The organism is Mesorhizobium sp. ANAO-SY3R2, assembly GCF_042466635.1.
Lineage (GTDB): Bacteria > Pseudomonadota > Alphaproteobacteria > Rhizobiales > Rhizobiaceae > Aminobacter.
The window spans coordinates 1,544,317-1,566,702 of sequence record NZ_CP159955.1 but is presented as its reverse complement, the minus strand read 5'-3'; the positions used below and the strand labels follow the sequence as shown (position 1 = coordinate 1,566,702).

General features: G+C 62.8%; 20 protein-coding genes and 1 pseudogene. 7 read left to right on the top strand and 14 right to left on the bottom strand.

Annotated features, from left to right (window positions below):
* The first annotated feature begins 94 nt into the window (after positions 1-94).
* Positions 95-262 carry a 50S ribosomal protein L33 gene (gene rpmG / locus ABSY17_RS12310; protein WP_019173400.1) on the top strand — a complete coding sequence of 56 codons (168 nt, stop codon included), beginning with the start codon at positions 95-97 and terminating at the stop codon, positions 260-262.
* A gap of 228 nt (positions 263-490) precedes the next feature.
* On the top strand, positions 491-742 hold the full coding sequence (locus tag ABSY17_RS12305) for a GlsB/YeaQ/YmgE family stress response membrane protein (protein ID WP_378950811.1): 252 nt from the start codon (positions 491-493) through the stop codon (positions 740-742).
* Positions 743-1,218: 476 nt separating this feature from the next.
* On the opposite strand, the gene ABSY17_RS12300 is transcribed toward ABSY17_RS12305, so the two are convergent.
* Positions 1,219-2,592: a PleD family two-component system response regulator gene (locus ABSY17_RS12300; protein WP_378950808.1), complete on the bottom strand. Its 1,374-nt coding sequence runs from the start codon at positions 2,590-2,592 to the stop codon at positions 1,219-1,221.
* 30 nt (positions 2,593-2,622) lie between these two features.
* Positions 2,623-2,979: a response regulator gene (locus ABSY17_RS12295; protein ID WP_378952637.1), complete on the bottom strand. Its 357-nt coding sequence runs from the start codon at positions 2,977-2,979 to the stop codon at positions 2,623-2,625.
* A gap of 226 nt (positions 2,980-3,205) precedes the next feature.
* Here ABSY17_RS12295 and ABSY17_RS12290 point away from each other — a divergent pair, with 226 nt between their 5' ends.
* Complete coding sequence (locus tag ABSY17_RS12290) at positions 3,206-3,505, top strand: DUF3572 domain-containing protein (RefSeq protein ID WP_378950805.1); 300 nt, start codon at positions 3,206-3,208, stop codon at positions 3,503-3,505.
* A complete protein-coding gene (locus tag ABSY17_RS12285) occupies positions 3,502-4,155 on the top strand; it encodes a hypothetical protein (RefSeq protein WP_378950802.1) in 654 nt (217 codons plus the stop codon). Before ABSY17_RS12290 ends, ABSY17_RS12285 begins: the two co-directional genes overlap by 4 nt.
* An 18-nt stretch (positions 4,156-4,173) precedes the next feature.
* On the opposite strand, the gene folK is transcribed toward ABSY17_RS12285, so the two are convergent.
* Genes folK through folP form a run of 3 tightly spaced genes read right to left on the bottom strand, consistent with a single transcriptional unit; the run spans position 4,174 to position 5,894 of the window.
* Positions 4,174-4,698, bottom strand: a complete 525-nt coding sequence (folK, locus tag ABSY17_RS12280) for a 2-amino-4-hydroxy-6-hydroxymethyldihydropteridine diphosphokinase (RefSeq protein WP_378950799.1) — start codon at positions 4,696-4,698, stop codon at positions 4,174-4,176.
* Entirely contained in the window at positions 4,682-5,041 is a 360-nt protein-coding gene (gene folB, locus ABSY17_RS12275) for a dihydroneopterin aldolase (protein WP_378950796.1), read from the bottom strand. The genes folK and folB overlap by 17 nt, the downstream gene beginning before the upstream one ends.
* A gap of 4 nt (positions 5,042-5,045) precedes the next feature.
* On the bottom strand, positions 5,046-5,894 hold the full coding sequence (folP, locus tag ABSY17_RS12270) for a dihydropteroate synthase (RefSeq protein ID WP_378950793.1): 849 nt from the start codon (positions 5,892-5,894) through the stop codon (positions 5,046-5,048).
* A gap of 150 nt (positions 5,895-6,044) precedes the next feature.
* Here folP and ABSY17_RS12265 point away from each other — a divergent pair, with 150 nt between their 5' ends.
* Positions 6,045-6,659: a DUF922 domain-containing Zn-dependent protease gene (locus ABSY17_RS12265; RefSeq protein ID WP_378950790.1), complete on the top strand. Its 615-nt coding sequence runs from the start codon at positions 6,045-6,047 to the stop codon at positions 6,657-6,659.
* 17 nt (positions 6,660-6,676) lie between these two features.
* Here the strand turns inward: ABSY17_RS12265 and ABSY17_RS12260 are convergent, their stop codons facing one another.
* The 3 genes from ABSY17_RS12260 to ABSY17_RS12250 all read right to left on the bottom strand — a co-directional run bounded on the left by ABSY17_RS12260 (position 6,677) and on the right by ABSY17_RS12250 (position 8,633).
* A complete protein-coding gene (locus ABSY17_RS12260; RefSeq protein ID WP_378950787.1) occupies positions 6,677-7,750 on the bottom strand; it encodes an NAD(P)/FAD-dependent oxidoreductase in 1,074 nt (357 codons plus the stop codon).
* A 43-nt stretch (positions 7,751-7,793) separates the two neighbouring features.
* On the bottom strand, positions 7,794-8,114 hold the full coding sequence (locus ABSY17_RS12255) for a 2Fe-2S iron-sulfur cluster-binding protein (RefSeq protein WP_378950784.1): 321 nt from the start codon (positions 8,112-8,114) through the stop codon (positions 7,794-7,796).
* Between the two features lie 144 nt (positions 8,115-8,258).
* Positions 8,259-8,633 carry an Hpt domain-containing protein gene (locus ABSY17_RS12250; RefSeq protein ID WP_378950781.1) on the bottom strand — a complete coding sequence of 125 codons (375 nt, stop codon included), beginning with the start codon at positions 8,631-8,633 and terminating at the stop codon, positions 8,259-8,261.
* 279 nt (positions 8,634-8,912) lie between these two features.
* On the opposite strand from ABSY17_RS12250, the gene ABSY17_RS12245 reads away from it, so the two are divergent.
* On the top strand, positions 8,913-15,434 hold the full coding sequence (locus ABSY17_RS12245) for a kinesin (protein ID WP_378950778.1): 6,522 nt from the start codon (positions 8,913-8,915) through the stop codon (positions 15,432-15,434).
* Positions 15,435-15,619: 185 nt separating this feature from the next.
* Here the strand turns inward: ABSY17_RS12245 and ABSY17_RS12240 are convergent, their stop codons facing one another.
* The 4 genes from ABSY17_RS12240 to ABSY17_RS12225 form a co-directional block, all read right to left on the bottom strand.
* A complete protein-coding gene (locus tag ABSY17_RS12240) occupies positions 15,620-16,177 on the bottom strand; it encodes an ABC-type transport auxiliary lipoprotein family protein (protein ID WP_378952634.1) in 558 nt (185 codons plus the stop codon).
* Positions 16,178-16,298: 121 nt separating this feature from the next.
* Positions 16,299-17,672 carry an MlaD family protein gene (locus tag ABSY17_RS12235; RefSeq protein WP_378950775.1) on the bottom strand — a complete coding sequence of 458 codons (1,374 nt, stop codon included), beginning with the start codon at positions 17,670-17,672 and terminating at the stop codon, positions 16,299-16,301.
* Between the two features lie 14 nt (positions 17,673-17,686).
* Positions 17,687-18,499, bottom strand: coding sequence for an ABC transporter ATP-binding protein (locus ABSY17_RS12230; protein ID WP_378950772.1), 813 nt, complete (start codon positions 18,497-18,499; stop codon positions 17,687-17,689).
* A 10-nt stretch (positions 18,500-18,509) separates the two neighbouring features.
* Entirely contained in the window at positions 18,510-19,697 is a 1,188-nt protein-coding gene (locus tag ABSY17_RS12225) for an ABC transporter permease (protein WP_378950769.1), read from the bottom strand.
* Positions 19,698-19,774: 77 nt separating this feature from the next.
* Here ABSY17_RS12225 and dgcA point away from each other — a divergent pair, with 77 nt between their 5' ends.
* Positions 19,775-20,758, top strand: a complete 984-nt coding sequence (gene dgcA, locus ABSY17_RS12220) for an N-acetyl-D-Glu racemase DgcA (protein WP_378950766.1) — start codon at positions 19,775-19,777, stop codon at positions 20,756-20,758.
* On the opposite strand, the gene ABSY17_RS12215 is transcribed toward dgcA, so the two are convergent.
* The gene (locus ABSY17_RS12215; protein ID WP_378950763.1) at positions 20,729-21,943 is read right to left on the bottom strand and encodes an MFS transporter; all 1,215 of its coding nucleotides are present in this window, start codon (positions 21,941-21,943) and stop codon (positions 20,729-20,731) included. The two genes, dgcA and ABSY17_RS12215, sit on opposite strands and share 30 nt — an antisense overlap.
* Positions 21,944-22,236: 293 nt before the next feature.
* Positions 22,237-22,350 (bottom strand): annotated as a pseudogene (locus tag ABSY17_RS12210) (UDP-2,3-diacylglucosamine diphosphatase); the annotation flags it as partial.
* Positions 22,351-22,386: the final 36 nt, after the last annotated feature.

Below are 22,386 nucleotides of genomic sequence, written 5' to 3'. Positions count from 1 at the left end.
GCGCTTTCTTTATGTGTCCCGCCAAGTTTTCCGCGTCCGGGTTGTTTCCCGTCCTGAGGCGGGTGCAACTCCAGACAATAAACGGACGAGAATCATGGCCAAGGCTGCAAACATCAAGATCAAGCTTCTGTCGACCGCCGACACCGGTTTCTTCTACGTGACGAGCAAGAACAGCCGCACGAAGACCGAGAAGCTGTCGTTCCGCAAGTACGACCCGGTTGCCAAGAAGCATGTCGAATTCAAGGAAACCAAGATCAAGTAATCTGGTTGCCTGTTGGAATTCCAAAGCGCCGCCCATTGGGCGGCGTTTTTGTTTTCCAGGACGCGATTTTCCGCGCGACGCCGGGATGCGCCCAAGGGATTGGCCTAGCCGAACGATGCAGGGCCAGATTCGGCATGCGGCGATGCAACATGACTGGCCACTGGCCATGCAACGATTTGTCTGCCACATTTCAACCGGGGGTATGCGCAACCAGGTGAGGAACAATCGATGGAAAAGGCACAGATTGGCTGGATCGCTGCAATCATTATCGGCGGCATTGCCGGTTGGCTCGCCGAGATGTTCATGAAGAGCAACATGGGCTTGCTCATGAACATCGTCCTCGGCATCGTCGGTGCAGTGGTTGCCAACTTCCTGCTCGGCCTCGTTGGCGTCAACCTCGGCGGCTGGATCGGCTACCTGATCGCCGGCTTCATCGGCGCCTGCATATTGATCGCAGTTGGCCGCGCAATAAGACGTTAGAGCCAAAACGGCGGCCCCGCGCAACAGGCGCTGACGACGCCGTAATGACCAATGCAGCAAGCGACAACGCGCAGCGGCGAAGGACGCCAGTTGCGCGAAACGCGCTCCCTTGCACCCAAATGCCAGTGACCGCGCAGTGCGATTGCGCACCGGTTCGCGCCTGGTAGCCAATTTCTATCGATCGGAGAAAATTGGGGGCCGGCCGGCTTCTGACAGCGGTACGAGGAGGCCACTATGCGCCAGTGCCGGCCGGCCGACCCCACGGACCCAGGAGATGCGGCGGACCTGAGCTTCATGGGGTATCAGATGGGCGTTTCGGCCAATGCTCCTCGCGCCGATGCCCGACCTTCTTCCCTACTCCACAGTCGCGCAAGATTGCTTGAAAATCAACACTTTCTTAACCGCGCTGCCGAGTCGCTGGGGTTAAGGTAAACAATTGTGCTTAACGCTATTGACTGCCGTTGCAGACACCCAACTCAGGCCGCGCGCGCGACCACGCGGTTGCGACCGCTCACCTTGGCATCATACAGGGCAAGATCCGCACGCTTCATCAAGGCGGCAACAGTGTCGCCTGCAGGGCCGAGCGAGGATACCCCGACGCTGACCGTGACAGGCACGGTTTTGCCGGCCTCATCGACCGGGAACGGCGTTTGGGCAATTTCCAAGCGGATACGCTCTGCCACCAACTCGGCATGCGCCACATCGGTATCCGGCATCACGATCACGAATTCCTCACCGCCAAAACGGCAAGCCAGATCCATGCCGCGGACGCACTTGTTCAGTCGCCGGGCGAATTCGCGCAGCACCGCGTCACCACCATCGTGGCCATGGGTGTCGTTGATGCGCTTGAATCGATCGATATCGGTGATCAACAGTGAAAGCGGCCTGCGCCGAGCCGCAGCACGCTCGACCAGACGAGGCAGGTAGCCGTCCAGATAACGACGATTGTACAGGCCGGTGAGCCCGTCGGTAACGGCCATTTCGATGGAATGGGCGACACTCTGCCTGAGGGCATCATTGTAGCGCTTGCGGCGCACCTGAGTGCGTAGCCGTGCAATCAGTTCCTCACGGGCCAAGGGCCGTGTGAGATAGTCGTTGATGCCAAGTTCGAGCGCGCGGATGATGCGGTGCTCATCTTGTTCTCCGACCAAAAGGATAATCGGCAGCGACCGCGTCCTGTCGAGCGAGCGAAGCTGCGAGCACAGCCGCAAAGGATCGAAATCGGAAAAACCGGTCGACACGATCACGCATTCATATGCGCCTTCTGCCGCACTGAAGAGGCCGGACTGCGGATCGGTCGCGATCTGGACATCGGCAGCGCCATCCAGCAGCGCGCAGATGTGTGCCGCCGACGAGGTCTGCTCATCGACAAGCAGAACCTTAGGCATGGCGCCCTGCGTCGTGTCGGGTCGCCCCAGCAGTTCATCGACGCCGAGATGGTGCGTAGTCGATGCGCGCAATCGCAATTCGTCGGTCAACACCTTGAGGCGCACCAGGCTTTTCACGCGGGTGACAAGCTGAAGGTCGTTGACCGGCTTTGTGAGGAAATCATCTGCCCCGGCATCGAGCCCGCGCACCCGATCGCTGACGTGGTCGAGAGCGGTGACCATCACGACCGGAATATGCGCAGTGGCGGGATCAGCTTTCAGCCGACGGCACACCTCGAAGCCATCCATGCCGGGCATCATCACGTCCAGCAGCACGACATCGACCTTGCCGGCTGCACAGGCTGCAATTGCGTCGGGCCCGTTGTAGGCCGTCAGAACCTCGAAATATTCAGCCAGCAGCCTGACTTCCAGCAGCTTCACATTGGCCGCGATGTCGTCCACCACGAGGATCCGAGCTGTCATGCTAGCACCTCGTGAGGAGCGGCTTGGGCATCAGGCGTCGCCCAGGTAAGATTTAATCGTTTCGATGAAGCGCGGCACCGAGATCGGCTTGGAGATATAGGCCTCGCAGCCGCCCTGCCTGATCCGCTCTTCATCGCCCTTCATGGCAAAGGCTGTGACGGCGATGACCGGGATGGTGTGGAGGTCATCGTCCTCCTTCAGCCATTTGGTGACCTCCAGCCCGGAAACCTCCGGCAACTGGATATCCATCAGGATGAGGTCGGGCCGATGCTTGCGGGCAAGATCGAGGGCCTCGAGACCATTGCGTGTCCGCACCGTCTCATAGCCGCTCGCTTCGATGAGGTCGCGAAAGAGCTTCATGTTGAGCTCATTGTCCTCGACGATCATCACCTTCTTAGCCATCGAATTTCCGTCCCGATTGCACGCCACGATTCTGCGGCAATCATCATGTGCGCCGCCGCGCACACCAAGCCTGAATCGGACGTTAACTCAAGAACGTTACGAAACGTAAAACGCTCCAGCCAAATCACGTTCGTTGCGCAATGCCTCGCGGGTTGCCGCAGAGACCGCTTACGTCTACTTCCAATGCTAGAACGAAAGAATGGATAGGTCGATGCAGGTTAATCACCATTCACGGGAGTCAGCCGAAGCGCTTGCCGTGCAGGCGCTTGGCTTCGTCGCATCCGACCCGGAACTCCTGCCGCGCTTTCTCGCCATAACGGGAATCGAGGCGCAGCATATCCGCCGCGCCGCCATAGAGCCCGGCTTCCTCGCCGGCGTGCTCCAATTCATCCTCGCCCATGAGCCGACCCTGCTGCGCTTCTCCGAAGAGGCTGGCATCGCACCGGGCGAAGTCGGCAAGGCCGCCCGCGCCCTGCCCCTCGGCAACGAAGACCACGAGCGTTCGATATGAGTGACGATCCAGAAACAGCCCGCCAGATTGCCGAGCTTGCCCGCGACTCCAGACCTCTGCTGGTGCTCGATGTCGACGAGGTGCTGCTTGAGTTCATGTCGCCCTTCATGAGCTTCCTCGACGCCCAGGGACTCCAGTTCCTGTCGAAATCTTTCAGGCTGACCGGCAACATCGTTGAACGGCAGACGAACAGGCCGCTCGACCAAGAGGCAGTATCCGCGCTCCTCGGCAGCTTCTTTGATGCCCAACGCGACTGGCAGACCGCGGCACTGGGGGCAGCCGAGGCGGTGGCCGACCTGGCTCAAGGTGCGGAAGTGGTCATGCTCACCGCCATGCCGCATAGGCATCGCCAGGTCCGGCGCGAACATCTCGACACGCTCGGCTTCCCCTACCCGCTCCTGACTACCGAAGCGGCGAAAGGGCCGGCATTGCGGCAACTGAGAGGCGACAGCGGCCGCTCGGTCGCCTTCGTTGACGACATCCCGCACAATTTGGTCTCGGTGCGAGAGGCGGTGGCGGACGCGCATCTGTTCAACCTGATGGCTTATCGCGACATGCGCCCGCTTCTGCCGCCCTTGCCGGAAGGCATCGTGGTTGCAGACGACTGGTCGGAGGCAGCGCCCAAGATTGCCTCGGCGCTCGGGATTTAGGCCTTCCGGCCTGCCCGGCTACTCGCCTTCGTCGCGCCACCACTCACGGCCGGTGTCGAGCTTTTCGATACCAGTACTGTCCAATGCGGCGGCCCATGCAACCGTCGTCTTTCCAGTCAACATGAGCTCCGGCGCGATTTCGGCCAGCGGCACCATGACGAAAGCCCGGTCGAGCATGCGCGGGTGGGGAATCTCCAGCCCAACGTCGCTGACGTGGCTGTCGCCGTGCAACAGCACGTCGATGTCGATGAGCCGCGGACCCCAGCGCTCGATGCGCACGCGCTTGAGCCTCCGCTCGACATCAAGGCAAAGCTCGAGCAATTCGAGCGGGGTCAGCGACGTCTCGACCTCGGCCGTAATGTTCAGAAAGTCGGGCTGGTCGAGCTTGCCCCATGGCGGCGTCCGGTAGAGCGACGATACCGTCATCACCCGCACATTGCCGCTGGCGTCGAGCATGCGCAGTGCCGCAGCCATCGCCTTGGCGGGATCGCCCAAATTGCCGCCAAGGCTGAGAAAGGCCCGCTGCTCACTCTGGCCAGACAACGGTAACCTCTACATGGTCGAGCACACCGCGCACCGGCGCATTTGGCTTGCGGACGGTGATTGCCGCCTTCCTGATCTGTGGAAAGCGCTCGCTCAGGGCCTTGCCGACTTCCAGGGCAAGCGCCTCGATGAGAAAGCGGCGCTGGCCGGTGATGATCTTTTCGATCACCTCGAAGGCGACGCCATAGTCGACCGTGCTTTCCATCGAATCGTCCTGGAGCGGGCGATCCGGCTCGACGGTCAGTTCCGCATCGACATAGAAGCGCTGGCCAAGCGTCTCTTCCTCGTCGAGCACGCCGTGCCGGGCGAAGAAGGCACAATTCTTCATACGGATAAGATACATGGGGTCAGCGTCCCGGCAGGTTGATCTGGCGCGCCAGCATAGCATCTGCGAATGCCAGGGCGTCCACGTTGATTGCGACATTGTGGACGCGAAATACGTGTGCGCCTTGCAGTCTAAGAATGACGCTGGTCGCGGCCGTTCCGGCGTCGCGGTCGGCAGCCTCGCGGCCGGTCACATGACCGACGAACCGCTTCCGAGACGTGCCAGCCAGCAGCGGAAAGCCAAGCTGCGCAAGCTCCGAAAAGCGCGCCATCACTTCGAGATTCTCGTCCGCATCCTTGGCGAAGCCAAACCCCGGATCGAGCATGATCTGTTCGTCTCGCACGCCGGATTCGTGGGCGATCGCCAAGGATTGGCTCAAGAAGAGACGCTGATCGTCGATCACATCAGGCAGCTTTTCGCGCTCGCGGCCGGTATGCATGATGACCAGACCGGCACCGGTCTCGGCCGCCACCCGTGCGATGCCGGGTTCGCGTTGCAGGCCCCAGACGTCGTTGACGATATGAGCACCCGCCGCGACCGCTTGCCGAGCGGTCTCTTCGCGATAGGTATCGACTGAAATCAGTACGTCGCTGGAACCGGCCAACGCGGAAATGACCGGCAGCACACGGTCCTGCTCTTCACCAGCAGATACCGCAGCCGCAACGGGCCGCGTCGACTCACCGCCGACGTCAATGATCACTGCGCCTTCGGCTACCATGCGTCGCGCCTGAGCAAGTGCAGCTTCGAACGCGGCAAAATTGCCCCCGTCCGAAAAACTGTCGGGCGTGACATTGAGAATGCCCATGACGAGCGCCCTGCCGCCGAGGTCGACATGACGTCCATGCGCCAGTTGCCATCGCTTTCCGGTCATGCCGTCGCCACAAAAGAACTCCACAGGACAGTCGCGTCACGAAATATCAACGCTTGCAGCATCAATTCGCCGGGCAGCATTTTCTGCAGCCAACCGATTTCCATTGCGCCGCCAACGCCCCTAAAGCAAGGTAGGCCAAGAGGCAACATAATGAAGCAACTCTTCCTCGCCGCCTTCCTTGTCGCGGGCATCTGCCTGCCTGCCCAAGCGGCGAGTGTTTCGAAATCATACAGCTACTTCACCATTACCGGCAAAACGCTCGATGAGATCGAGCAGCAGTTGATGACGCGTGGGCCTGAGGTCAAGAGCACCGGCGGCAGGCACCCCGGCGCCACGCAGATGGAGTTCACCAACCGTATCGGCTACGGCCCGGTCAAGGGCGGTTGCGCCATTGTCTCGGCGCGGGTCAGCGTGAAGGCAAAGATCATCCTGCCGCGCTGGCGCCAGAACGGAAAGGCCCCGCAAGACGTCAAGTTGATCTGGAACACGCTGTCGTCCGACATCAAGCGCCACGAGGAAAGCCACGTGGTGATCGCCAAGAACCACGCGTATGAGCTCGAACAGGCGCTGAAGGCGATCGGCAAGCAGAGGACCTGCGAAATCGCCGCCGCCAAGGCGAAGGCGACCAGCGAAAAGATACTCGGCGCTCACGATCGGGCGCAGGACGAATTCGATCGCATCGAAGGCATCAATTTCGAAAGTCGCATCCTGCGGCTGCTGCGCTATCGCCTGGAGCGAATCGAGGCAGGCAAGCTGAAGGGCTGAGCGTAACCAAGCCCTCCCTAATCGGGAACGCCAAGCTTCTTGTGCAGGCTCGTCGACGACGTCGTGTACTGGAAGACGACGCGCTCCCTGGGGCTGACGATATGCTTGGCAGCCTGGGTCATCAGCGCCGCCTCGTGGAATCCCGACAGGATCAGCTTCAGCTTGCCGGGATACCAGTTGATATCGCCGATGGCGAAGATACCCGGCACCGAGGTCTCGAACTTTTCGGTATCAACCGGTATCTGGTTCTCATGAAGGTTGAGGCCCCATTCGGCCACCGGCCCGAGCTTCATCGTAAGCCCGAAGAACGGCAGCAGCCGCGTGCAGGCAACCTCAACTTCGCCGTCGGCACCTTTGACCAGGATCGAGCGCAATTCACCACGCTCGCCTTCCAATGCCGCGACCTGGCCGATCACCAGATCGAGAGCGCCTTGGTCGCGTAGCGCATGCATCTTGTTGACATTGTCGGGGGCTGCCCGGAATTCCGGCCGCCTGTGGACGAGGGTGACGCGCCTGGCGATAGGCACAAGGTTCAGCGTCCAGTCGAGTGCAGAATCCCCACCGCCGACTACGACCACGTCGTGGCCGCGGAATTCCTCGATCCGGCGCACGGCATAATGAACGCTCGCCCCCTCATAGGCTTCGATGCCTGGTATAGGTGGGCGCTTGGGCTGGAACGAGCCACCGCCGGCCGCAATGACCACGACCTTGGCTTCGAAAACCTCGTTCTCATCGGTTGTGATGCGGAAGCCACCGTCTTCCAGTCGCTCGAGCGCCGTCACCATACGATTGAAGGTGAAGCCCGGCTTGAATGGCGCGATCTGCTCCAGCAGCTTGTCGACCAGTTCCTGGGCGCCGATCGAGGGATAGCCCGGAATGTCGTAGATCGGCTTGTCGGGATAGAGCTCGGCGCATTGACCACCCGGCCTGTCGAGAATGTCGATCAGGTGGCAACGCATGTCGAACAGGCCGAGCTCGAACACCGCAAACAGGCCGATCGGCCCGGCACCGATGATCAGGACGTCGGTTCTGGTGACCTCGTTCAAATCGCCCTCGCCGCTCACCCGTGTGCATTCGATGGCAAATGGCATGACGTCGGGCGCCATGCCAAGGAACACGCGGACTAGGAAAAACCTAGCCCTGGCGTTCCGGAACCGTGACGACCAGACCTTCTAGCTCGTCGCGCACCTTGATCTGGCAAGACAGGCGCGAGTTCGGCCGAACCTCGTATGCGAAATCGAGCATGTCCTCTTCCATCGCCTCTGGCTCGCCGACGACTGAGGTCCACTCTTCATCTACATAGACATGGCACGTCGCGCAGGCACAAGCGCCGCCGCATTCGGCCTCGATGCCGGGCACCGCATTGCGGATCGCATTTTCCATCACGGTCGAACCGTTCTCTGCCTCGACGTCGAAGCGCGTCCCGTCATGGGCAATAAAGGTAAGCTTGGTCATGCTCGTTCCTAATGGGGTCCACCCGGCAGATAATCACTCCGGCGTGCAAGTCAACTGCCGAGCGAAAGCGCCGCATCGTGCCAGGATCAGGAAGGATGGGCTGGGCTATCGCGCCCCGCGGGTGTCAACGGACGCGCGAACGCTTTATCGGCTGATAGCCGCGATGAAGTCGCGCACTTCGTCAATCAAGTGCGCCAGCTTCTCTATGAGGTTCGGGTCATCGGGACGCCCCTCGATCTCCGCGACACAGTCGGCGACGGTGAATGCCCCGATGCCACGTGCCGCGCCCTTCAAGGCGTGAGCGAGACTGAGCCGTTCAGCCAGGTCGGCGGACCTGATCGCGTCGCGAACCGAAAGCGCCTGATGGACGAACAAATCGAGCACTTCGCGTTCGACCTCGCGATCATCCATGGTCTGGCGAGCGAGGTGTTCGAGGTCGACCGGGCGGGCATGCGCCGCTCCAGAAGATTCGCCACCGGGCATATTGAAGGCAACGGAATCGGTTTCGCGCGCTACCATTGAACCCCTTCTCCACGGCTCGCCCCAGGGTTGGTAGCCTAGGCCTGGCATGTGGATAACCCGTTAACCCGCCAACCCCAGCAATCCCGCGGCATCGGGGCTCAAACTCACCGCAATGTTAACCGTATATTTAAACTTTTACGTATCGGGGCGAATGCATGTTTTCTTTACCCGATTGTGTCACTACGATACGGGCGGTCCATATTGAGCCTCGGACGCGGTCAAAAATAGGACAAAAAGTCCAGCAATTCCGCGTCTTTAGTACAGGGTAGCGAAGGCATGGCGAAAAAATCCACTCCGACCAAAAACATCGACCTCGATGTGGCCAAGGAGCTCGAGCAGGCACTCGACCTTGACCTTTCAGGCGATGAAGGCGGCCTCGACATGATCGCCTCGATCAATGATCTAGAGGCGCAGATTTCCCAAGCCGCCGAAGAACTGGCCCGCGAAAGCAAAAAGACGCCGGCTGCACCCGTAGCGCCGAGGGCAGCACCAGTGCAGCCCGCTGCCCGCGCCGCTGCCGAGCCCCCTGCCGAATTGCGCCCTGTGGAGACGCGCGGCTCGCTGCAGCCAAGCGGCTTCAATCCAGCCAATGACGAGCGCCCCAAGGACTACAAGTCCCTGCTGCACACTCTCAACCGTCGCGCATCAAGCACCATCTATTGGATGGTTGGCCTCGTCTCCGTTGCCTGGGTCGCCGGCGCGCTCGCTTTCGCCGACCGTGTCGTAACGCCCAGCATCTGGGCCATCCGCTCTGTCGACGATGCGCTGGCCCGGCCCGGCCTGTTCGCCCTGCTCGCCGCCACTTTCGTGCCGATCGCCCTGTTCTGGGCGTTTGCGGCGATGATCCGCCGCGCCCAGGAAATGCGTCTCGCCGCCCAGTCCATGACGGAAGTCGCCTTCCGCCTCGCGGAACCCGAAAACCTCGCCCAGGACCGCGTCATGATGGTCGGTCAGGCGGTTCGCCGCGAAGTGGCCGCGATGGGTGAAGGCATCGAGCGGACCTTGGCGCGCGCCGTCGAGCTCGAAACACTCGTCCACACCGAGGTGAACCAGATCGAGCGCTCCTATTCGGAGAACGCGGCCCGTATCCGCTCGCTCGTCGATGGCCTGGGCAGTGAGCGCGAAGCCGTGGTGTCGCATGCCGAGCGCGTTCGCGCCTCGATCGCCGGCGCACACGAGACGTTGCGCGACGAGCTTGGCTCGGCCAGCGACATCATCCGCGACAGCATCCTCAACGCATCAACCAAGCTGTCGATGACGATCACCAATTCGGGCGATACGCTCATCGACCGCATCAACGAAGGCGGCATGGGCCTGTACGAGGCCATCGACACCCGCATGGATTCGATCAGCGACCGCCTGTCGACCTCGGGCGAAGCCTTCGCCAGCCTGCTCGACACCCGCATCGCGAAACTCACCCAGAGCACCGACGATGTGACCCGCTCGCTGACCGATCTGCTCGACGATCGCACCTCGGGCATGGTCTCGCTGCTCGGTGGCGCTGCCAAGACGATCAATTCGGAATTCGAGGCGAGCCTGCACGGCATCGAACGCACGCTGGCCGAACGCGGCCAGGCGCTGATCGGCGAGTTCCAGACCCGCGCCGAAGCACTCGACACCGGCACCGCCAAGCTCAACGCAGCACTCGAGGCCCGCGCCCGCCAGATCAACGAAACGCTGGTCGAACGCGCCCGCGAAATCGCCACGACCTTCGTACAGGGCCGCGATTCCCTGTCTGCGATGATCGATCAGGGCAAGACCCAGATCGGCACCGACCTCGCCGACATCATCACCTCGACCTCGACCATGCTCGAAGCGCGCGCCAGCGACTTCGCAGGCCGCATGGAGGCTGCACGCCACACGGTATCGAGTGCATTCGACGGCGACATCCAGCGTCTTTCCGAAGCACGCGTCGGTATCGAACAGGCGGTCGAAGACCACACCCGCAAGCTTTCCGAGGCACGCGACCGCATGGCCGCAGCGCTCAGGGACGATCTCAGCAAGTTCGCCGAAGGTACCGCCAGCATCGAGGCTGCGGTCGGCTTCCAGGTGCAGAAACTCGCCGAAGGGCGCAGCCTCGTCTCGCAGGCGCTCGACGACGACATGCGCAAGCTGGAGCAGTCGCGCCACGCCATCGACGAGACCCTCAGCAGCCAGTTCAAGCAGCTCGCACAGGGCCGCGAACAGCTCGCCCACGCGCTCGTGGAGGACTCCGAAAAGCTCGTCCAGGCCCGCACGAGCATTGACGAAATGGTCGCCGGCCATGTCGGCAAGCTGGCCGAAGGCCGCAACATCCTGTCGCGTGCGATGGAGGCCGATCTCGGCAAGCTTGCCGAAAGCCGCAGCAGCATCGACGGCCTTGTCGCCGGCCAGGTCGAGAAGATCGCCGAAGGCCGCGCCATCCTCGCCAAGGCACTCGAAACCGACCTCGAGGGCATCAAGGCGCTGGTCGATGGCCATTCCTCGAAGATCGCGGCCGATCGCGCCGAACTGTCGCGCAGCCTCGATGCCGACATTGCCAATGTCCATGGTCTCATCGAAGGCCATGCCGGCAAGCTAGCGGATGAACGCGCCGAGTTGTCCAGGACGCTCGAATCGGACCTTGCCAAGCTGGCCGAAAGCCGTGCCGGCATCGACGGTCTTGTCGCAGGCCAGGTCGAGAAGTTGGCCGAAGGCCGCGACATTCTCAAGCGCGCCCTCGAAAACGACCTCAACGCCGTTCGCAGCGCCATAGCCTCGCAGTCGGAGCAGCTCGCCGAACAGCGCGCCCTGCTGTCGCGCTCGCTTGAAACCGATATCGACAAGGTCACCGGTCTGGTTTCGGGCCATGCCGAGCGTCTGGCAGCAGAACGCGGCGCACTTTCGAAGGCGCTCGAAGACGATCTTGCCAAGCTGGCCGAAAGCCGCTCGGGCATCGACGGCCTTGTCGCCGGTCAGGTCGAGAAGCTGGCCGAGGGCCGCGACATTCTCAAGCGCGCGCTGGAAGCCGACCTCAACACCATCAGCAACACCATCTCTTCGCAGTCCGACAGGCTCGCCGAAGATCGCGCACTGCTCGCCCGGTCGCTCGAAGCCGACCTGGACAGCGTGAAGGGTCTCGTGTCCAGCCATGCCGAACGCCTCGTGGCCGAACGCGGTGCCTTGTCGCGCGCATTGGAAGACGATCTCGCCAAGCTGGCAGAAAGCCGCTCGGGCATCGATGGCCTCGTGGCCGGTCAGGTCGAGAAGCTGGCCGAGGGCCGCGACATCCTCAAGCGCGCGCTGGAAGCCGATCTTGCCAAGATCGACGGCATGATGCTCGGCCAGGTCGACAAGCTGGCCGCCGGCCGCGACGCGCTCACCAGGGCCCTCGAAGCAGACCTCGCGATGCTCAACCACAGCCGCGCCAGCATCGACGACATCGTCGCCGGCCATGTCGGCAAGCTCGTCGATGGCCGCGAAACCATGGCCCGTGCACTTGACGAGGATCTTGGCAAGCTGGGCGAGGCCCGCCGCGAGATCGACCTCGCGATTGCTGGTCACATCGACCAGATCGCCGCCCGCCGCGTCGATATCTCCGACGCGATCGCCGGCGACATCGAGAAGATCGAAGACGCCTTCCGCCGCCAGACCGGCGTCATCGAGGAACGCACCGGCACCATGGAGCGCGCCCTGTCGCTTGGCGTCGACAACGTCCGCGGCGTGCTCGAAAAGAGCGCTGTCTTCGTGGCCGGCGCCCTGCGCGACAAGGTCATGGAAGTCACCGCTGCGCTCAATGAGGAAGCCGGCCGCGCGTTCACGGACGCCGACCGCGTCATCGCCGCACGCGCCGAACAGACCTCCAGCGCCCTGCTCGCCCGAGCCGAGGACATCGCACGCACCTTCGAGGATGCCGACCGTCGCCTGGCGGCCCGTGCAGAGGAAACCTCGAGCTCGCTGCTCGCCCGCGCCGAAGAAACCGCAGGCACCTTGTCGGCCAAGGCCGGCGAGATCGCCCGCACTTTCGACAGCGCCGATCGCACGCTCATCGCTCGCGCCATCGAAACGGCGGAATCGCTGTCGGCCCGCGCCGGCGACATCCTGCGCAACTTCGATAGCGCCGACGAACGGCTTGGTCTGCGCATCGGCGAATCCGCCGACGCACTCGCTGCCCGTGCCGCAGAGCTCGGCCACATCTTCGATGCCGCCGATGAGAAACTCGCCACGCGCATTGCCCAAGGCGCGGATTCGCTCGGCAGCCGCGCAGATGCGCTCAGCCACATCTTCGACGCCGCCGACGAGAAACTCGCAACGCGTATTGCCGAAGGCGCAGATTCGCTCGGCAACCGTGCAAGCGAAATCGTCCGCAACTTCGAGGAAGCCGACGAGCGCCTCGCCGCCCGCGCCGCGCAGACAGCAGACACGCTTCATGGCCGCGCTGCCGAAATCGGCCGCACCTTCGAGGTGGCCGACAGCCGCATCGCAGCTCGCGTCGACCAGACCGCCGAACAGTTGCTTGGCCGCGCCTCGGAAATCGGCCAGGCCTTCGAAGAGGTCGGGCAGCAGCTTGCTGCCCGCGTCGACCAGACGTCGCAGTCGCTGCTCGGTCGTGCATCTCACGTCGGCCAGGCTTTCGACGCGGCAGGCCAGCAACTCACCGCTCGTGCCGACCAGACGTCGCAGTCGCTGCTCGGCCGCGCTTCGGAAATCGGTCAGGCCTTCGACGAAGCCGGGCAGCAGCTTGCTGCGCGAGCCGACCTGACGGCGCAGTCGCTGCAAGGCCGCGCTTCGGAAATCGGGCAGGCCTTCGACGAGGCCGGACAGCAGCTTGCCGCACGGCTCGCCCAGAGCGCGTCCGGTATCGGCGCGCATGCGGCGCAGATCGCCAACGCCTTCACCGAGACCGAGCAGCGCGTCGTTGCCCGCGCCCATCGCACGGCCGCCGACCTCGATGCCCGCGCCCGCGCCATCGAAGAAACGCTGGCCAATGTCGATGAGCGTCTCGCCGCCGGAGCCGAAGGAGTTGCCACGCGCATCGGCGAACACCTGTCGAGTGCAGAAAACCGCCTCGCCCATGGTGCAGAATCGATGGGACAGAAGCTCAACGAGCAGGTCGCCCAGGCAGAGGCGCAGCTTGTCGCCCGCGCCAATGTGATTGCCGAGACCTTCACCGCCGTCGGCCAGCATATCGGCCAGAGCACCAACGAAGCGGCCCGCGCCATCGGCAGCAACACGCGCGAACTCAACAACATGCTGGTCGAGCGCTCCAACGAGATCGCAAAGATTCTCGACGAGACGGCACGTCCGCTGGTCGACCGCTTTGCGGAAGGCGGCACCGAACTGCAGCGTAGCATGGAAGAAGCAACCGCCCGGGCAACCGAAAAGCTGCGTTCGGAGAATGCGGCGCTTGCGAACGCGCTTGCCAGCCGCACCGCCGAGACGCTGTCGGCGGTCGAGGGCGCGCGCTCGACGCTTGCCGAGAGCGTGGCCGATCTCATCGGCCGCATGACGACATCGAGCTCGCAGCTCGGCGATCTGATCGAACGCGCTGCGCAGAACCTCGCCACCGTCGACGACCGCCTGACCGGCAGCACCTCCAGCTTCGCGGCGACAACCGAAAAGGCCGCCCAGACCTTCTCAAGTGCTGCGCGCCTGGTCGACTCCAACACCAACCGCCTGACCGACCTGTCGTCGAGCACGCTGCGCGAAGTGGCCTCCATCGCCACCAAGTTCGACGAGCACAGCCGCCTGCTGTCGAGCGCGTCCAACCTGCTCGCTTCGGCGCAGAGCAACCTCGAGCACACGCTCGAGCGGCAGTCGTCGCTCGAGGACCTCGCCGTCGGCCTGGTCAAGAAGTCGGAAGACCTCGAACGCGTCATGCATTCGTTCGAACATCTGGTCGGCAAGACGCTGGAAACGGCTGAGGGCAAGACCATGGAATCGGCCGAGAAGATTCGCGCGGCGATCGCCGACGTCGTCGAAGCCGCCACGAAGCGCTTCGCCGACGCGACCGAGGACATGCGCCGCACCGCCGGCTCGATCAAGACCGAGCTCGAAAGCACCCGTGCGGAACTCAAGAAGGGCGTGCTCGACATGCCCGAGGAAGCGAAGGAATCGACCACCGCGATCCGTCGCGCCGTTTCCGAGCAGATCAACGCGCTCAAGGAACTGTCGGCGATCGTCGCCAAGTCGGGCCGCACGGTCGACGTCTCTGACGCCTCGCTGCGTACACCGCAGGCGCAGCCGCCGCGTCGCCCAGCCCCGCAGCCCGAGCCGCAGCCTGAGCCGCGGCTGCCGCTCGGCGGTGCAGGCCTGCGCGGCACGCTCGATATCGAGCGTCCGTCTGAGGTGCAGCCGGCACGCGAGCCCGCAGGTCGTGGCCAGCAGGGTGGCTGGGTGCGCGATCTGCTGACCGGAGCCTCTCGCGAGCAGCAGCCGAACCGCCAGACGGCGCAGCCCGAGCCGCGTGCAATACCGGCCCAGCGTTCGCCGGCGCATGTGGTCGAGTCGCTCAACTCGCTGTCGGTCGACATTGCCCGTGCCATCGACCACGACGCGTCCATCGAGCTGTGGAACCGCTATCGCCAAGGCGAGCGCGACGTCTTCACCCGCAGGCTCTACACGCTCAAGGGCCAGCAGACCTTCGACGAGATCCGCCGCAAGTACCAGGGTGACGGCGAATTCCGCAGCGCCGTCGACCGCTACTGCGACGACTTCGAAAAGCTGCTCAACGACGTTTCGCGCAACGACCGCGACAACATCATGACGCAGACCTACCTGAGCTCGGACACCGGCAAGGTCTACACCATGCTCGCGCATGCTGCAGGGCGCCTGAAGTAAGCCGAGGCTGTATAGGGCAAAGAAAAAGGCGGGACCCGGTCCCGCCTTTTTCGTGTCTGCAGTCACTGGAATTGATGCCGGGTGCTGGCCCCAGCAGAACGAAGCCGGTCGCACATTGCGACTTGCTCGATAGTGCGACGTAGCTGAATGGCCCGTTGCGTCCTGTCGGACAGCAGCTTAGCCGATCAGATCAGCATTTCAGTCCACTTGACGATTTCTCGCGCAGCCTCGCCAAAGGCGCGGTCGAGCGCGTCCGTGTAGGCAGCATTGCCCGAGCCGGACACCGGCGCGCTGGCCTTGAAGAGGCGCGAGGCACGCACCTGACCGGTGCGATCGTTGAGCAGGTTGACGAACAGATCAACCTCGGCGCGATCGCCACCACCAAGCTTGATGTCGAAGCCGCGGATCTCGACAATCACCTGATAGTCGATCGCCAGTCCCTGCCCCGGCTTGCCGACGCCGATGAAGCCGCCGGCGCGCTGGTAGGTTTCAACAAGCCGTGCCTGGACGATGCGCGGCAAGCGGTCCGACCATTGCGCGCCCTTGAGAAATTCAATCGAAGCCGGCGATGGCTTTATTACGATGTTCTGACCGTCGAAAGACTTCAGCGCAGATGGTTCAGCGACCAGAATCTGGCGTCGGCTCAGGCCGCTGCGGCCGATCACCGATGGCGCGGTCAGTTCGTAGGTGTCGAGCGGAGGCGGCGTGCGGACAAACAAAGAGGTACATCCAGACAACGCCAGCGCCACTGCAGTCAGCAGCAATCTCGATCTACCAGCTTTCACACGCTGTCCCCGGACAAGACTCACACGCGCGATGCGCGAACCACCCTCACCTTAGTCATGCGGCGGCAGGCCTGCGATGTCAACGACGCGCCCTGCCGTCGAACTCGCGCACGGTGCCTTCACCGCCGGTGATGATGCGTTGTGGGTTGCGCTCAAGGTCGGTGACGGCCTGCTCGATGCGAGTGACCGAACGACGGGCGTCCTGCACCAGCGAGTCGACGTCGTTCAGGCCTTTGCCGGAGAAGCGCGAAATGTTGTCCAGAATGGTCGCTAGCCTTGCATTCAGCGTGTCAGCCACCTGCTTGAATGACTTCAAGGTAGCGCCGGCCTGGGCCATCACACCTTCCGCTTCGCCGGTGCCCAGCAGCTTGTCGACCTTGGCGAGCACGCCGTCGACGCGAACCGATGCCTGATTGAGGCGCGCCATCATCTGCTTGGCGTCGGTAACCATCTGGTTGATGTCGTCGCCACGGTTGCCGAGCTTGCCGGTAACCTCGGCGATGTCGGCAGCGACCTTGTTGGCGTTTTCGCTCGCCTTGGAGATGTTGTCGAGCGATTTGCGCACCGTGCTCGCATCAACCCCTTCAAGCACGCTGTCGACCTTGCCCAAGGTCTGGCCAGTCTGTTTGGCGACATCGTTGATCGAGCCGACCGCGGTGTTCACACCCTTGACGATGTCACCAATCTGCTCGCTCTGCTTGCCCAAGCTGGTGGTGAACGTGTCGATGTTGGCGACGATGTTCTTGACCTTTGCCGTGTCGACGGAATTCAGAAGGTCTTCGGCCGCCTTGAGAGTACCGTCGAGCTTGCCGGAGACGCCAGCGAGTTCTTCCGACAAGGCGCCTATATTGGCCAGGAACTTGTCGACGCCCTCGGAATTGCGTGCCAGGGCCTCAGAAAACTTCTGTGCATTGGCAGCAGTCTCGGTCAGGGGACCGCGCACGTCATTGGTGAAACCTTCGAGATTCTTGAGTACCACATCAGCGCGTTTGAAGAGGCCTTGTGCCGTCTGCAGCAGATTGGTCACGGCCGAGGGGTTGGCGACGATCTCGGCGACCTTCCCTTCCGCTGCGGCTTGCGCCAGCAGATTCGGCTCGTTGGTATTGGCGCCCTTGAGCTCGATATTGGCCTGCCCCGTCAGGCCGGCCAAGCCGATATCGGCCTCGGTCGACTTGGTGACTGGGGTGAGTTCATCGATTTCCGTGTCGGCAATGGCAAAGCTGGGATTGTTGACGTCGAGATAGACGCGGCGGACGTCGCCGACCTTCACGCCATTGAACAGCACGAAACTGCCCCGGCTGAGCCCGGACGCGGAGCCTGGAATGCGCACGCGCAGCGTGGTCGTTGCCCCGCGCTCGCCAATGGCCGCCGTCCAGTAGACGAAGGCAAAGGCTGACAGGATGGCAACCAGCGTAAAGATGCCGACGATGACGTAGTTGGCCCGAGTCTCCATTACATCAACCCATTCTATGGCCTTGCCGCCAGATCAAGCTGGCGGGCACGTTTTCCGCGGAAATAGGACTTCACCCACGGCTCTTCGCTCTTGAGCATGTCGTCGATCGTGCCCTCGATCAGCACCTTCCTGTTGCCGAGCACCGCAACGCGGTCGCAGACCGAAAACAGGCTGTCGAGGTCGTGGGTGACCATGTAGACGGTCAATCCCATCGTGTCGCGCATCTTGGCAACCAGTTCGTCGAAATCGGCCGCGCCAATCGGATCGAGACCCGAGGTCGGCTCGTCGAGAAAGACGATGTCTGGGTCGAGCGCCAGCGCCCTTGCCAGTGCGGCGCGCTTGATCATGCCGCCGGAAAGCTCGGACGGGAACTTGTATGCCGCGTCGGGCGGCAGACCGACAAGTTCGATCTTGAGCATGGCGAGCTCGTCCATCAGCTTCTTGGGCAAATCGAGATATTCGCGCATCGGCACCTGCACGTTCTCCAGCACAGTAAGCGACGAAAACAGTGCGCCATGCTGGAACAGGACGCCGAGCCGCATGTCTATCCTGAGGCGCTGCTCCTCGGTGACCTTCTCCAGGTCCAGTCCGAACAACTTGATGGTTCCCGACCGCTTGCGGATCAGGCCGAGGATGGTACGCAGGAGTACCGACTTGCCCGAACCCGAGGCACCGACGAACCCCAGGATCTCGCCGCGCTTGATATCGAGCGCCAGCCTGTCGAGAATGACATTGTCGCCAAACGCCACCGTCAGATCGCTCACCGACAACAGCACTTCGCCGTTGCCATCGGGACCCTCCGTCTCCACGTCGCGTGTCGTAGTCATGCTGCCCATATCAAAAATTGATCGCGGCGTAGAACATCGCGAATAAGCCGTCGAGAATGATGACCACAAAGATCGCCTTCACCACCGAAGCTGTGACATGCAAGCCGAGCGATTCAGCACTGCCGCCAACCTTCATTCCCTCGACCGAAGCGATGACACCGATGATCAGCGCCATGAAAGGCGCCTTGATCAAGCCGGCAAAAATTGTGCTCAGATCGATAGCGACCCGCAGACGTTCGAGAAAAGCAGCGGGCGTAATGCCTGAATAGAGCCAGGCCGCAGCAATCCCACCTCCGAGCGCCGCAAAATTCGCGATGATGGCAAGGCATGGCAATGCAATCACGAGTGCGACGAGGCGCGGAAAAACGAGCACACCGATCGGATTGAGGCCAATCACGGTCAGCGCGTCGACCTCCTCGCGCATTTTCATCGAGCCAATCTCGGCGGTGATTGCGCTGCCGGAGCGGCCAGCAATCATGATCGCCGTCAACAGCACGCCGAGCTCGCGCAGGATGAGCACGCCGACCAGGTCGACGACGAAGATGTCGGCGCCAAAATAGCTGAGCTGGTAGGCGCCCTGCTGGGCGACGATTGCACCGACGATCGCCGACATCAGCACCACCACAGGTATGGCCCCGACTCCCATGCGATCGATCTGGTTGAAGATGGCGGCGGGATTGACGGCGTGGCCGCGCCCGAGCTTCAACTGCGCACCGCGGATGGTGGCGCCCAGGATGTTCATCGCGGAAAGGAAGTCGTCGCGCATCTCGAACACGCGCCGACCGACCGCTTCGAGTGCGCGGATGACGATGTTCGGCGGGGTTCTTTCGGCCGCACTGCGGTCGCCCCGCACTGCCTCTCTGACGGCGCCAAGCAAGATATCGGCGGCGTCGCTGCTGCCCGATATTCTTACCTCGACCCCTCTCCCTTCATTCGTGCTGACCAGCCGGTGGATCAGCCAGGCGCCGGCCGTATCCATCTTCTCGATGGCCGAGAGGTCGAGCGCGATCGCGGCAAACCCTTTGCGGGCTTCGATCTTGCGCATTTCGGCATCGACGAAGGCCACGGTGCGGGTTGTCCATATGCCCGAAAGCACGCAGACCAACACGCCTTCGCGCTCCGCAACCGCGACCTGTGGTCGATGGTCGCCGCCGCTGGCAGCACCGCCGCTTGCTTCCCGTTTGCCGATGGTCAACATGGCACACTACTTAACGCGTCGGGTCCGCCATGTCGATTTTCGCCACTCCCCCCGACCGATGATCGGAGCAGTTTTCCATGCCGCGTGTCCTTTCGGTCGTATCCGAGACCTTTCCAATCGCCGGAACCTTCACCATTTCGCGTGGTTCGAAGACAGAGGCCGAAGTGATCACATGCACGATCGCCGAATCAGGCCATGTCGGACGTGGCGAATGCGTGCCCTACAAGCGATATGGCGAGACGATGGAAAGCGTGCGCGCGGCAATCGAGCAGGCGCGCCGGGCGGTAGAGGCAGGCGCTTCGCGCATGGAACTGCTTGGGCTCATGCCGGCGGGCGCGGCCCGCAATGCAGTTGATTGCGCCTTGTGGGATCTTGAGGCGAAGGCGAACGGCGTGGCCGCTTGGACAACACTCGGCACTGGCCAGCCCGTAGCCTTGGAGACAGCCTACACGCTTTCGCTTGGCGAGCCCGAGGCGATGGGTGCTCAGGCGCGCGCCAACGCCGCGCGGCCGCTGCTCAAGGTCAAGATCGGCGGCGACAACGACATCGCCCGCATCCGCGCCGTCACCGAGGCCGCACCGCGCAGCCGCATCATCCTCGACGCCAACGAAGGATGGACAGATGCCAACATCGTCGAAAACCTGGCGGCTGCGGCGGAACTCGGCATTGCGCTGATCGAACAGCCGCTCCCGGCGGGAGCCGATGCAATCCTCGGCCGCATCCCGCATCCGGTGCCGATCTGCGCCGACGAGAGCGTGCATGTCGCAGATGATCTCGACAAGCTCAAAGGGCTCTACGACGCGATCAACATCAAGCTCGACAAATCGGGCGGACTGACGGCCGCGCTCGAGCTGAGAGACTGCGCCCGGCAGATGGGATTCGAGGTCATGGTCGGCTGCATGGTCGGCACGTCGCTTGCCATGGCACCTGCCGTGCTGCTGGCTCAAGGCGCGGAGTACGTCGATCTCGACGGCCCACTGCTGCTGGCGCGCGACCGGGCGCCGGGCCTCACCTACGAGGGCTCGATGGTATCACCGCCCCTGCCCGAACTTTGGGGCTGATCGACCGCCGACAAGCACCAGCACGATCGCGAATGCAGCCACGACTGCCATGACATAGAAGCCGTTCGCGCCGAAATATTGATAGAGCGGGCCGGAGGCGAGCGTCACCAGCGCCATCGACATCCCGTTGGTGAAATAGGCCAGGCCCTGGGCGGCGCCAGTGCGTTCCTCTGGGACCGATTCGGCGATCAGCTTCTGTACAGCGATCAACGCCAGTCCTGTGGAGAGCGAGTGCAGGCTTTGCACGGCAAAGAAGCCAGGCACACCAAGGCCGAGCGGCCAGATCAGCGGGTAGGCCAGCCAGCGCAGCAAAGCGCCAACCGCGGCTAGCGCCACCACGAAGGTGGTCGAGCGAGCGCCCAGCAACCGGGTGAAGAACATGAACATGATGATCTCGGTCACCACGGCCCAACTCCACAACAGGCCGACGACCGTTTCGCTGATGCCCAGCGACTTCCAGTAGATCGACACGAAGCCGTAGAGAAAACCATGGCTCGCGACGAGCACACCGATTGCAGCAGCCATTACCAGAAAATAGCGGCTGAATAGCTTGGGCGAAGCCTGCTGCGCGCCCATAGAAGCGTGCTGCAGGGCCCGGCGCGGCCTACCCAGGCGCGGGATGACGAACGATACGGCAATGCAGCCGAGCAGCCCGGCCGAAATTATGGCAGGAACCGCACCGGCGCCGCTCCGCGACAGGATAAAGCCGGCTGCCAGACTGCCGCCGAGGAACGAAATCGACCCCCAGATGCGCATCGCCGCATAGTCCGAGCCAAACCGACGGACGCCTGACAACGCCATCGAATCGGCGATGGGTGCGTGCGGCGTCCACACCACCGCCAGCGCCAACGAGACTGCGAGCACGGTCAGGTAACCCGGCTCGAGGAAATATCCGAGCGACAGCAGGAGTGCCAATGCAGCGAGGCAGATGAAAACATTGGCGCGGTCTTTGGCGCGATCGGCCATCGCGGAGATCAGCGGCGTGGTGATGACACGCAGGAACATCGGTGCCGACAGGATGATGGCGATCTGTTCGGGGTCGAAGCCTTCGACTTCGAGCCACAATGGGAAATAGGGTAGATGCACGCCCATCGGCAGGAAAAGTGCTGCAAACAGCAACGACATCCGCAACTCGAAGCGGCGCGGCTTGACCTGCTGTTCTGGCGTAAGCGGTGGAAGCATCATGGCGGGTATGCGATCCGGGTGAAGACCCGAACTGAGCCTGCCTCACCGATTTTTCTGATCCAATATCATGGGTGCCCTCAGCGTGAAAGCGGCCGCAGATGGCGAGGACGGCAAGGGTTGGGCCACGGCCGGTGCGCCGCTTCGGCCAGGACGTGCGGCGGTTTGCACGTCGGCAGGGGCGCGTGGACGCCGAGCCTTTGCGCCTGCTTCTGCGCTGTCAGCGTGGCATATCCACCATGGGCCAAAGCGTGGCTCGGCCCCTCATGCCAACGGCGCGAGACATTGGAGCGCCGCGCCTCTTGGTGGCGGAGGAAATCAATCAGATGTTCGGCCTTCGCGGTCTTCGATCCGAGGTGGAAATCAGAAATGAAGAGTGTGCGGAGTTTGCGTGTGTTCGTGCCGGACATGGCATGCGACCCGTTGCTTTTGGCGTCGCTATGCCC